The 11529-nt window shown below is 62.8% G+C and carries 10 protein-coding genes; 5 read left to right on the forward strand and 5 right to left on the reverse strand.

Annotated features, from left to right (window positions below; genetic code table 11):
* Window positions 1-62 precede the first annotated feature (62 nt).
* Window positions 63-2150, reverse strand: a complete 2088-nt coding sequence (locus NKI19_RS04630; RefSeq protein WP_352492214.1) for a PAS domain S-box protein — start codon at window positions 2148-2150, stop codon at window positions 63-65.
* Window positions 2151-2197: 47 nt separating this feature from the next.
* Window positions 2198-2977, reverse strand: coding sequence for a response regulator (locus NKI19_RS04635; protein ID WP_352492215.1), 780 nt, complete (start codon window positions 2975-2977; stop codon window positions 2198-2200).
* A gap of 46 nt (window positions 2978-3023) precedes the next feature.
* Between NKI19_RS04635 and NKI19_RS04640 the strand changes: the two genes are divergently transcribed.
* Window positions 3024-3710, forward strand: coding sequence for a winged helix-turn-helix domain-containing protein (locus NKI19_RS04640; RefSeq protein WP_352492216.1), 687 nt, complete (start codon window positions 3024-3026; stop codon window positions 3708-3710).
* A gap of 84 nt (window positions 3711-3794) precedes the next feature.
* Here NKI19_RS04640 and NKI19_RS04645 read toward each other — a convergent pair whose 3' ends face one another.
* A complete protein-coding gene (locus tag NKI19_RS04645; protein ID WP_352492217.1) occupies window positions 3795-3962 on the reverse strand; it encodes a hypothetical protein in 168 nt (55 codons plus the stop codon).
* A gap of 600 nt (window positions 3963-4562) precedes the next feature.
* On the opposite strand from NKI19_RS04645, the gene NKI19_RS04650 reads away from it, so the two are divergent.
* Complete coding sequence (locus NKI19_RS04650; RefSeq protein WP_352492218.1) at window positions 4563-5027, forward strand: L,D-transpeptidase; 465 nt, start codon at window positions 4563-4565, stop codon at window positions 5025-5027.
* Between the two features lie 59 nt (window positions 5028-5086).
* On the opposite strand, the gene NKI19_RS04655 is transcribed toward NKI19_RS04650, so the two are convergent.
* Both NKI19_RS04655 and NKI19_RS04660 read right to left on the reverse strand, forming a co-directional pair.
* Window positions 5087-8170 carry an efflux RND transporter permease subunit gene (locus NKI19_RS04655; RefSeq protein WP_352564698.1) on the reverse strand — a complete coding sequence of 1028 codons (3084 nt, stop codon included), beginning with the start codon at window positions 8168-8170 and terminating at the stop codon, window positions 5087-5089.
* Window positions 8167-9444, reverse strand: a complete 1278-nt coding sequence (locus NKI19_RS04660; protein ID WP_502899233.1) for an efflux RND transporter periplasmic adaptor subunit — start codon at window positions 9442-9444, stop codon at window positions 8167-8169. Before NKI19_RS04660 ends, NKI19_RS04655 begins: the two co-directional genes overlap by 4 nt.
* A gap of 150 nt (window positions 9445-9594) precedes the next feature.
* On the opposite strand from NKI19_RS04660, the gene NKI19_RS04665 reads away from it, so the two are divergent.
* The 3 genes from NKI19_RS04665 to NKI19_RS04675 all read left to right on the forward strand — a co-directional run bounded on the left by NKI19_RS04665 (window position 9595) and on the right by NKI19_RS04675 (window position 11521).
* Entirely contained in the window at window positions 9595-10131 is a 537-nt protein-coding gene (locus tag NKI19_RS04665) for a TetR/AcrR family transcriptional regulator (protein ID WP_292663723.1), read from the forward strand.
* Window positions 10132-10455: 324 nt separating this feature from the next.
* Window positions 10456-11100, forward strand: coding sequence for a carbonic anhydrase (locus tag NKI19_RS04670; protein WP_352564700.1), 645 nt, complete (start codon window positions 10456-10458; stop codon window positions 11098-11100).
* A gap of 10 nt (window positions 11101-11110) precedes the next feature.
* Entirely contained in the window at window positions 11111-11521 is a 411-nt protein-coding gene (locus tag NKI19_RS04675) for a nuclear transport factor 2 family protein (protein ID WP_352564702.1), read from the forward strand.
* The last annotated feature ends 8 nt before the right edge of the window (window positions 11522-11529 follow it).

The raw sequence follows: 11529 nt of genomic DNA on the forward strand, positions 1-11529 counted from the left end.
AGTCAGGCTCCCGCCGCAATGTCGGCCGGGAGCCTTTTTTCTTCCGGGAGAGATCGTGGAGTCTAGCCGCCCAGAGCGGCCTGCTCGGCAATGGCCGAGAGCACGCCGCGCACATCCAGCGTGCTGAACGGTTTTTCGAGGATCGGCGGCCGCTGCGGCGCCGGCAGCGCCTCGATCTCGCCTTTCGCGCCGATCAGATCGCCGGTGACAAGCACGAAGCGCCGCGCCAGACCCGGCATTTCGGCGAGTAGCTCGCGATAGGCGGCTATGCCGCTGGTGCCGGGCATGCGCAAATCGGAAAACACGATGTCCGGCGGCACATGGCCGCTCAGCGTCGCGGCGGCCGAGACCCAGGCCGGCACGATCCGCGACTTGATGCCCATCAGCTCCAGAATATCGGAGAGCGACGCCGCGACATCCGGCTCGTCGTCTATGATCAGCGCGTGACGCAAGCCGCTCGACCGCGACGGAGCTTCGCCGGCGGCGGCCGCGCTGGCTGCGATAGCCGGCAGCTGCACAACAAAACGCACACCTCTCGGCGAAACCTCCTCGAACCAGATATTGCCATTGTGCCGCTCGATGATCGATTTCGAGATCGACAGGCCGATGCCGGTACCGACACCGACCGGTTTGGTGGTGAAATAGGACTCGAATATGCGTGAGCGTATTGCTTCCGGCACGCCTGGTCCGTTGTCCTCGACCGAGAATCCGGGATTGCCGCGGTCGCTGCGAAACGTACGGACCTTGATCCGGCGGTCGCCGGCAACGCCGGCCAAGGCGTGCTGGCTGTTGATAAGGAAGTTGGCGGCCACCTGCGTCACGTGGTCAGCATCGGCCATGGCCAGCAGCGGACCGCTGGCGAAATCGGTGTCGATGATGATGCCGCTCGACCGTGCACCATAGGCGGTCACTTCGAGTGCGGCGCGGATCACCTGGTTAAGGTCGGTTTCGGCCTGTGCGGCCGGGTGCAGGCGGACCATCGACAGGAAGCTCTTGACGATACGGCCGCAGCGCTCGGCAGCGGCGCGCACCTTTTCGGCGCGCACCTTGGTCTGCGGATCGGCGGCGAATTCGTGCAGCAGCGTCGACTGGGCGACAACCACGGCCAGCGGATTGTTGAGCTCGTGCGAAACGCCGGCAAGCAGCGAGCCCATTGCCGCCATCTTCTCGTTCTGGTGCAGTTTTTCGCGCTGGCGGTTGATTTCCTCCTCAGCCCGCAACTTGTCGCGCAGGTCGCGGATGGAGCCGAAGATCAGCTGGCGATCGGCGACCCGCATCTCGGTTGCAGTCAGCTCGATCGGAAAAACCTCGCCGGCGGCATTCTGGGTGACCGTTTCGAGCCGTTGGCCGACCATCGGCGCGCCGCGGCCCGACATGTATTCGGCGCCCGACGCATAGCCCTTGCGGTAATATTCCGGCACGACCGTATCGAGCAGGTCCTTGCCGAGGATATCGCTGCGCCGATAGCCGAACATCTTCTCGGCGGCCGGATTGAATTCGATGATCGAGCCGGTCTCGTCGATGACGATGATGGCATCGAGCGAGGCCTGCAGCATGGTGCGGCGAATGACGTCGCTGGCATGCGCGTCGGAGGGCGACCGTTCGATGGCATCGCCGATGGCGAGTGCCACCATGTGCAGCGCCGCCTCTTCCTGGTCGGTCCATTCGCGTTCGTGGATGCAGTCGTTGACCGCCAGCGTGCCCCACAAATTACCGTGCGAAAAGACCGACACCGACAGGAACGACTTGATGTTCTGCTTCTCGAAGTCCGTCCGCAGAAAGCCTTCGAGATCGCGTGTGTGCCCGGCGAAGATCTTGCCTTGACGCTCGTCCTCCGCCAGCCGTTCCAGCAATGGGTCCGAATCGACGACCGACTGCACGATGACGGTCGGTGACGCCAGCTCGCCGCCAAACCGGGGGGCGATCCAATAAGCGGCGACCGACTGGGCGAAGCCCTGGCCTGGCAGTTCGCGCAGGCGAAACAGGATGCCGCGGTGACAATCCATGGCTTCGCAAAGCGTTTGGAGGATACCCTCCATCTCGCGCTGCCAGTCGCCGGCTTCGCGCAGCCGGCGAACCACATGCACGGCCGCCATCGCCGCGCCCTGCCTGGCGCCCTGCACGTCCGCGCGTGTTGTTTCAGCCGTCATGGTCAGCCGTCATTTCCTGGCCGTGGCTTGCTCAAGCCTCCTGGGCCTTAGTTGTTTTCACCGGCTGGCAGCGAGAAGATATAGCCTTCGCCGCGCACCGTGCGCAGGAATTTCGGATTGGCCGGATCCGCCTCGATCTTCTTCCTCAGCCGCATGATGCGGATGTCGACGGCGCGGGACGATTCCGGGTCCTCGACGAAACCGATCGCCTCGGAGATCGCCGCCCGCGTCAACAGCCGGTTGGCGCGCGTCAGGAACACCTCCAGCACGTCGAACTCGCTCTTGGCCATGTCGATGACCGCGCCGTTGGCGCCGGTGACGAGCCTGCCGTCGAGATCAGCGTGAAAGGGTCCGAAGCTCACGGACCGGCGACCGCCGGATGTTTCAGCCTTGGCCTTTTGTGGCTCGGTCGGCTCAGGAACGCGGCGCAGCACGCTGCGCACCCTGGCCAGCACTTCGCGCAATTCGTAAGGCTTGACGATGTAGTCGTCGGCGCCGAGCTCCAGTCCGACGATGCGGTCGAGCGCGGTACCGGCGGCCGTCGCATAGATGATGCCGATCGGCATTTTCGACCGCATCCAGCGGCCGAGCGACAGGCCGTCCTCGCCCGGCATGGCGATGTCGAGAATGGCCAGATGGAAAGACTGGGTTTCCAGGAGGTCGCGCGCCGCCGCCGCACTTTCGGCCGTAGCGACATCATAGCCGCTGGCGCCGAGATACTCGGCGACCGCGTCCCTCAGGTCGGGCTCGTCCTCGACAATGACAATTCGTGCCCGCACGATGCTTTCGCTCCCGCTTTCAGCGGAAAGTAGATTGGGTATAAACATGATGTCCAGCACTCTTCTTGGGTTGCCGCATGCGGGGAAGAAAAACATGGCTGCACGATCCGTTATCGCGCTTGTTTCCGTCGCTGAAGTAATCGCGACCGATCTCGCCGACCATCTCGAGCGGCGCGGGCATGACGTCCGTGCGGCGCGACAGCCGTGGGAGGCCGAATCGCTGCTTTCGGAAAAGGGTATCGATGTCGCGGTTGTCGGCGACAGCGTCAGCCAGGCGGAGGGGCGCGACCTGCTCAGGCGACATGGCGGCGAAGGTGGACCGGATTTCATCCTGATCTGCCGCCCGGCCGATCTGGTCGACAAGGTTCTGGCACTCGAACTCGGCGCCGCCGACGTCGTCGAAAGCCCGCTCAATGTCAGGGAGCTTGCCGCTCGCATCGGCGGCCTTCTGGCTCGGCGCGGCAGGAGCGCCGGGGAACTGATCGTGCTGGAGAACGCGACCGTCGATCTCCGATCGGCAATTGTCATGCACCGCTCGGGCACGGAAGAACAGCTATCCCCCGGGCAGGTGGCGCTGCTCAGGCTGTTCCTGGCCAGCCCCCGCAAGGTGCTGACGCGGGACGACATCATCGCCGCCGCGCCCGCCGAAAATGCCGAAGCCTTCGATCGGTCGATCGATTCGCGCATCGTGCGGCTGCGCCGCAAGCTCGATACCGAAACCATCACCACCATACGGGGTGCGGGTTACCGGTTCGATCCGCCGACGCAATTCGCCGATTGAATGCAGGACGGCCACCCCTTTTGTCTTGAGCATCGGGTTTTCGCAAAACCGGTTTTCCACTCTTGGAGTCCCGATGCTCTTTCCTCAGCGCACCACGAGAAGCGACGGGCCGGACGGCATATCACCGTTCGTGCTGACTTCGCCGGCATGGGCACGTTCCTTCAGCAGCACGGTGGCGAGGCCGGCAATGCCGAGCAGGCCCTGCACGTAGAGCAGGGCGGAAAGCACGGAAGCAGCGAATTTCGTTTTCATCCTGTTCGTTCCTCAAAATTGGAATTTGCGGGCACTTCAGGGGAACCCCCGAAGCGCCCGCGCCGCCAGCGGAGCCCCCCGTTGCGGCGCGGGCCTTCGGTCCTCTCGGCTGCAAGTTGCCGGAGGCGCCGCGCATCCTCAACGGCCCTAAGCCGCCCCCGCCAGAGGGGCTTGAGCCGGCCGACGCGCAGGCTGGAAACTGTCCAGACCAATCCAGACCGTAGCGAAAACAGTGTTGGCTTCCGATCGTTCGTTGCCGGCTGTTTTCGTTAGGTCAACTTTCTCTGTTCGCTGTATCCGGATCATGCCGCCGAAGCCGCGCTTTGTTGCAGCTCGGTTTCGGAGTCAGGTGAATTCCTCTCAAACGAAAAGAAATCGCGTATTGGTGCCGCGGTTTGGCCGAACCGCCTAGGCAAACACGCCGCCGTCATGACGACGTCGTGCAACTGCAAGCCGCTTTTCACGGACCTTTTCTGTTAACCAGGGGAAACAGAATCGAAACACAAACGAGCATCTAGCGAAATCGGCTTGAAACATGACGTCCCGATAAGCCGGTCATCGAATTGAGCCGGCCCCGACCGGCAGAATAAGGGGGACATCATGTGCACTGCCATTTCCGCCAAGCTCATCAACATCGCCGCAGCCCTCATCGCCGGTACTGCCTTGCTTGTCAGTGCCGGCAACAGCGCAGCCCACGCCGCCGCAAACAAGATCGTCGCGCGTGTGTCGCTGTCACAGCAGACCATGGAAATCCTGGTCGACGGCCGGCCGACATTCGCCTGGAAGGTCTCGACCGGCGACAGGACGCACGTCACGCCGACCGGTTCGTTCAAGCCGACCCGCATGCATGAAATGTGGTATTCGAAGAAATACGACAACGCCCTGATGCCGCATTCGGTGTTCTTCCGCGGCGGCTACGCCGTACATGCGACAAGCGCCATCAAGCGCCTCGGCCAGCCGGCCTCGCATGGCTGCGTGCGTCTGCATCCGGACAACGCCGCCGATTTCTACCAGCTCGTCGAGGTCTTCGGCCCGGCCAACACCAGCATCGTCATCGTCAAATGAGCGATGCTTCTCGTCGCGCCCAAGAAGGCCGGAAATCCAGCCTTCTTTATTAGTACGACCTAGTCCGGCATTACCGGCATCAGCTTCGGATCCGGCTTCTCGGCGTGATGCGGCAGGTCCTTGCTGGCGATGAAGGTGTAGAACATCGGCACCACGAACAGTGTGAACATGGTTCCGACCAGGATGCCGGTGAAGATCACCAGGCCCATCGAATAGCGTGCCGCGGCACCAGCGCCGCTGGAGATGATCAGCGGCACCACGCCGAGCGCCATCGCCGCCGTCGTCATCAGGATCGGCCGCAGCCGCACCCTGGCCGACGCGATGATCGCATCGCGCCGCCGCATGCCGTGCATTTCACGCTGCTGGTTGGCGAACTCGACCAGAAGGATGCCGTGCTTGGTGATCAGGCCGATCAGCGTGATCAAGCCGACCTGGGTGTAGATGTTGAGCGTGCCGAGCCCGATATTAAGCGGCACGATCGCGCCGAAGATCGAGAGCGGCACCGCCATCATGATGATCAGTGGGTCGCGGAAGCTTTCGAACTGCGCCGCCAGCACCAGGTAGATGACGAGCACAGCCGCCGCGAAGGCGATGATGATCGTGTAGCCCTGTTGCTTCTCCTGCCTCGACTGGCCGGTATAGTCGATGAAGAACGTGTCGGGCAGGCTTTCCCTGGCGATGTCCTCGATGGTCTTCAGCCCGTCACCGGTGGTGACGGTGGGCAATGGCAGAGCGGAAATCGTGGCGGAGTTCAACTGGTTGAACTGCTCGATGGCGGCCGGCGACGCGTTGGTCGAGATCTTCACCACCGCCGAGAGCGGCACCATCTCGCCCGACACGCTGCGCACGAAATACTCTCCCAGCTTTTCGGGATTATCGCGGAATTGCTGCGGTACCTGCGGGATGATGTCGTAGCTGTTGGATTCGCGGTCGAATTGCGCCACCTCGGCGCCACCGACCAACAGGGTCAGCGTCCGGCCGATATCGGCGATCGGCAGGTTGAGTGCCGCGGCGCGATCGCGGTCAATCGTCACCGTCACTTCCGGCGCGTCGTAAGACATCGAATTCTGCACGGCGAGGAAGCGACCGGAGGCCTGCGCCTTGTTCTTGATATTTTCCGCCGCCTCATAGACTTCAGATGCCTCGCCGGTCGAACGCACCACCATCGTGATTGGCAGGCCGCCGCCGGAGCCGGGCAGCGTCGGCGGCGCGAAGACGAAAGCCTCGACGCCCGCCACCTTGGCAAGGCGGGCAGTGATGTCTTCCTGAAGTTCCTTCGAGCTGCGCGCGCGCTCGGCCCAGTCCTTGAACGCAAAGCCTACGAAAGCGCTGTTCGTCGGGCCTTGGAACGCGACAGCGGAGAACCGCGCCCTGGTTTCGGGGATATCATTCACCAGCCCGAGAATCTGGTTCACATAGGTCTCGGTGTAGTTCGACGTCGCATAGCGCGGCGCGTTCACAATAGACAGCAAGAAGCCCTGGTCTTCTTCCGGCGCCAGTTCGCTCGAGGTCTTGGTGAACATGAAACCGGTCGTGGCGACCAGCGCGAGGACGATCATCAGCGTCACCGGGCGATAGTTCAACGAACCGGTGACCAGCCGCTCATAGATGTGTTCGACGCGCCCGAACGTATTGTCAACAATGCGCTGGAAGCGGCTATGCGAGCCGGACCTCAGGATACGCGCCGACATCATCGGCGTGATGGTGAGGGCGACGACACCCGAAAGCACCACCGAGCCGGCAAGCGTCACCGCGAATTCGCGAAACAGTGCGCCTGTCAGACCGCCGGTGAAGGCCAGCGGCGCGAACACCGCGGCCAGCGTGATCGTCATGGCGACGACGGCGGACGAGATCTCCCGCATGCCGTTGAAGGCCGCCTGCATCGGCGACAAACCGTCTTCCTCCATGTGGCGGTGGATGTTTTCCACCACCACGATGGCATCATCAACAACGAGTCCGATCGCCAGCACCATGGCCAGCAAGGACAATAGGTTGATCGAATAACCCAAAGAAAACAGCAGGAAACAGACGCCGATCAGCGACAGCGGAATGGTCACGATCGGCATCAGCACCGAGCGGAACGAGCCGAGGAAGAGCAGGATGACGACGATGACGATGGCGACCGCCTCGCCGATGGTCTTGAACACCTCCTCGATCGACGCGCTGATCTGCTCGGTCGAATCATAGACGATCTCGATCGTCATGCCGAGCGGCAGCGTCTCCTGGATGGTCGGCACAATCTTGTGGATCGCCGCCGCGGTGGTCAGCGGATTGGCGGCCGGCGTCGGAAAGATGGCGAGAAAGATGCCGGGCTTGCCGTTGAAGGTGACCCTGGTGTCGGTGCTCACCGCGGCGAGCTCGACGCGGGCCACGTCGCGCAGTCTCACCACATTGCCGTCTTTCGAGCGGAGCGGAAGGGCAGCGAAAGCCTCCGGCGTCTGCAGGGTCGAGCGAACCGTAATCGAGGCCGCCACATATTCGTTTTCGGTATCGCCGGGCGCGGAGAGGAAATTCGATTCGTTGATGGCGGTCAGCACTTCCGCCGCCGTCACGCCGCGCGCCGCCAGTTTGATCGGGTCGATCCAGACACGCATCGAATATTCGGCGGCGCCGAAAATCTGCACGTCCGCAACACCTTCGACCGTCGAGATACGCGGCCGCACTACACGCTCGATATATTCGGTGAGCTGTTCCGGCGTCATGTTCGGATTCTGCATCGAGATATACATCATCGCGAACTGCTGGCCGGTGCCCTTGACGATCACCGGGTCTTTGGTTTCGTCCGGCAGATCGCCGCGAACGCTCTGAACCTTCGACAAGACCTCGTTCAGCGCGACGTCGGGGTCGGAGCCGAGCTTCATCTGCACCGTCACGGTGCTGGAGGACGGCCGGCTCGACGACGTGACATAATCGATGTTTTCGGTCGAAGCGACGGCACGCGCGATCGGCGCGGAAATGAACCCCTGGATCAGGTCGGCGCTGGCGCCGGGATAGGCCGTGGTGATCGTGATGGCCGTTTCTTCAACCTCTGGATACTGCCGGATCGAAAGGTTGAAGATGCCCTGAAAACCCAGAAGCAGGATCATGCAGGCAAGCACGGTCGAAAGGACCGGGCGGCGGATGAAGAGGTCGGAAAAGCTCATTGCTGGGCTGCCTGCTGGTTCCCCGGCTTGCTCGGATCGATCGTGTTGTCGACGGCAACGGACATGCCGTTGGAGAGCCGGTTCTGGCCGGCGGTAACGACTTCGTCGCCGGGCTGGATGCCTTCCAGGATCTCGACCAGGCCGGCGTTGTGGCGGCCTGGCTTGACGAACACCTGGGAGAGCACGAGCTGTGGCTTCTGTTCTTCCGCTGCCGGTTTGGCTTCCGCTGCCGGTTTGGCTGGGGTAGCGGCCGGCTTTTCTTCGGGTTTTGCCGCGGGTGCTTCGGCTGCGGGCTTGGCAGCATCTGCAGCCGGCTTTTCCTCCGGCTTCGCCTCGGGAGCCGCCCCGTTGGCTTCGGCTGATTTGGCCGGGCGCACCACGAAGACGAAGTCGCCGTACAGGCTGGAAGTCAGTGCCGTCTGCGGCAGCGCCAGCACGTTGTTCTCCTCGGGCAGTTCGACGCGCACCTGGACGAACTGGCCCGGCGTCAGCTTGCCTTCCGGATTGCCGACCTCCGCCCTCACCGTCACCAGCCGGCTGGTCGGGTCGATCTTCGGATCGATACCGCGGATGCTACCGGCGAACGGCATGTCGCCACCGCCGACGCCCAGCCGCACCGTCTGTCCGATCTTCAGCTGCGGAAGCTGCTGCTCCGGCACGGTGAAATCGACACGCATCGTATCCAAGTCCTGCAAGGTCACGACGGCGGTGCCGGGTGTGAGATACTGGCCAAGGTCGATTTTCGGAATACCGACGGTACCCTTGAAGGGGGCCGTCAACTGCTTTTGGTCGAGCACCGCTTGCAGCTTGTTTACCTGCGCGGCGGAGACCGATGCCGCGGCCTGCGCCGTGTCGAGCGTAGCGTCGGTGCCGACCCCGCGCTTCTGCAGCTCGAGAGCGCGCATCAGCGTCGTCTGGTCGGATGTGGCTTGCGCCTTCGACGCCACGAGATCGGCTCGCTCGACTTCATCGTCGAGCTGCAGCAGCACGGCGTTGGCGGCGACCTTTTGATTGGCATGGAACAGGATGTCCTTGACGATGCCCGCCGTTTCGACCGTGAGGTCGACGCCGCGTACGGCACTGACAGTGCCGATCGCCTCGATGCCGGGCGTCCAGGACATCGGTTTGACGATGACCGTCGACACGGTCGCGGCCGGCGGCTTCATGGTGGCGAAGAACTGTTTGATCGCATTGTCGCGAAACAGGTTGAAGCCGACGATGCCGCCACACACCAGCACGAGCAGGATGAAGGCGATGATGAAGCGCTTGATCACGAACAGTCCCCTCGGCCATGGCCCAGCATAACGGTCGGACGACCGGAACACATACCTGTGACAGGTCCCAATTTCAAATGACGGCGATCTTACTGTACCGTCTGGACGGTCTTGTCAATTCCGCCTAAGCTAATGAATGGGGAACGCTTGATGAAGGCCCGCAGAGCAAATTCGCGCGAGAAGATTCTCGCCGCCGCCGCCGACGTGGCGCGCGAGACGGGTCCTGGCAGCCTGTCGCTGGATGCGGTCGCCAGCCGTGCCGGCGTGTCGAAAGGTGGTCTTCTCTACAATTTCCCGACCAAGGCGAAATTGATGCAGGCGCTGGTGGAGGACTACCTCAGTGCGTTCCAACAGGCACTTGAGGCCGCCCGCACCAACGGCGTCAGCGGAGAGAGTCCGCTTGCGGCCTATATCAGGCTTTCGGCCGAGCATGCGGAGGAGTCGAAACCGTCTGCGTCCTGGATTTTTTCGGCGATTGCCGAGGATCCCGATTTCCTGACGCCGATAAAATCGTTCAGGCGGCAGCTGTTCCAGCGGCTGAAGGGGGAGACTCCGAACCTCAGGGCGCTGCTGGTCTGCTATCTCGCCATCGAAGGGCTTCGCAGCATGAACCTGTTCGGTTCGGACATTCTCTCCGCCGAAGAGCGCCGGCTGCTGATATCGACGCTGCTGGAGATCGCGGAATAGTCCAGGAGTGCGCCGGCCGGGTTCAATTGCCTGGCTACGCTGCTGCTTCTGGTGACTTGCCGAGAGGCCCAGCGGCTTCTTCCTGGCGATGCTGCTGGCGTTGGCGCGACCGGCCTGTTCTACTGGCTTCTGCTGCGCGCCGGCGCCAATCTGCGGTTCTGAGGCCGATTAAGGGCGTTCGTTCACCTGTGTCAAAATACGGGCTGGCACGTCGAAACCACGCCATCCCGCCTGCCGAAAATCGGTTCCGATTTTCAGGCCGATGCGCTAGAGCCTTTCGGGATTGAACCGTGCCTTCAACCCGGAAAGGTCCCACCGCTGCCCATGCCCCACCTTCCCGAGCATCTTCTCACCGGCTACCGCAATTTCATGAGTGGCCGCTATCTCACCGAAAGCGGGCGTTATCGCTCGCTGGCGCGGGAGGGCCAGGCACCGGAAACGATGATCGTCGCCTGCTGCGATTCCCGCGCCGCGCCCGAAGCGATCTTCGATGCCGGGCCGGGCGAGTTGTTCGTGCTGCGCAATGTCGGCAATCTGGTGCCGCCCTATGCGCCCGACGATCAGTTCCACTCGACATCGGCGGCGCTCGAATTTGCGGTGCAGAGCCTCAAGGTCAAGAACATCGTGGTGATGGGCCACGGCCGCTGCGGCGGCATCCGCGCAGCGCTCGACACCACGGCCGCGCCCTTGTCGCCGGGCGATTTCATCGGCAAATGGATGAGCTTGATCGCGCCGGCGGCCGAGACCGTTTCGTCCAGCACCTTCATGACCGCGACCGAGCGCCAGACGGCCCTGGAGCGCATCTCGATCCGCTATTCCATTGCCAATCTGCGTACCTTCCCTTGCGTCTCAATCCTCGAAGGCAAGGGGCGACTGTCACTGCACGGTGCCTGGTTCGATATTTCGACCGGCGAGCTTTGGGTGATGAACAAGGACACCGGCGATTTCGAGCGGCCCGACACGGAGTAGGAGGCTGGGCATGACGCGACTTCGGGACGCGTTCGCGGCGGCAGCACTGCTCTGCTCGGCAGATTTCGCCCGTGCCGACGATAGCGCGATCATCGACCGCTGGTATTCGGCACTGCTCGTCGCCGACCGCAGCGAATTGTCGGACCTGCTCGCCGACAACGTCCGCATCAAGCTCGACGACCTCGGCGTCGTGCAAAGCAAGCAGGAATTCATCGCCTCGATCGCCGAGTGGCAAGGCGCCGTCGCCGGGGCCGAAATCCGCCATCGGATCGAGAAATCGGAGGGCGGCGTCACCACTGTGATCGCCTGCTATGATTTTCCCAGCAACGACATGCTGATGCAGGAGACCTTTGCGGTCGCCAACGACCAGATCACCGCCAGTTCGCAAGCCGCGATCGCGGAAAATTGCGATGGCTATTGAGGAAATCA

Origin of the sequence: Mesorhizobium sp. M0751, from assembly GCF_040320265.1 — a bacterium.
In the GTDB taxonomy this organism is placed as follows: Bacteria; Pseudomonadota; Alphaproteobacteria; order Rhizobiales; family Rhizobiaceae; genus Mesorhizobium.